Here is a 352-nt window from a genome sequence, read left to right as displayed (position 1 = left end):
GTGGCACCGACGCTTAGAACCGAGATAGCCGCCGTTGCATTGGCAAAGCGTGCGCATTCACGCAGATTTTTGCCTTCTAACAGTGCCGCAATAAAACCTGAAGCAAAGTTATCGCCCGCGCCAATGGTGTCGATGGCGGTTATTCCTGCGACCGCCGGCACCTTCATCGTCATGTCACCACGCTTGATAAAGCAGCCGTCTTTACCCGTTTTAATCACCACCGTTTTTACGCCGCACGCAAGAAAGCAGTCAGCAATTTCATCCAGTGTCTCTTTCCCGGTGAGTAATTTTGCCTCGGCATAATTAGGAAACAGATAATCGACATAACTCAATGCTTCGCAAATATCATCCA

General features: G+C 49.4%; 1 protein-coding gene. It reads right to left on the bottom strand.

All coding sequences use genetic code 11. From position 1 onward, the window contains the following. On the bottom strand, nucleotides 1–352 hold a 352-nt coding region (locus tag SB756_RS28620), incomplete at both ends, for a PfkB family carbohydrate kinase (protein ID WP_410912882.1).

The sequence above is a fragment of the Pseudomonas sp. SIMBA_068 genome (assembly GCF_046534705.1).
GTDB classification, from domain to species: Bacteria; Pseudomonadota; Gammaproteobacteria; order Pseudomonadales; family Pseudomonadaceae; genus Aquipseudomonas; species Aquipseudomonas putida.
Note: the sequence above shows the minus strand (reverse complement) of the source record. Positions and strands in the feature narration are given on the sequence as shown.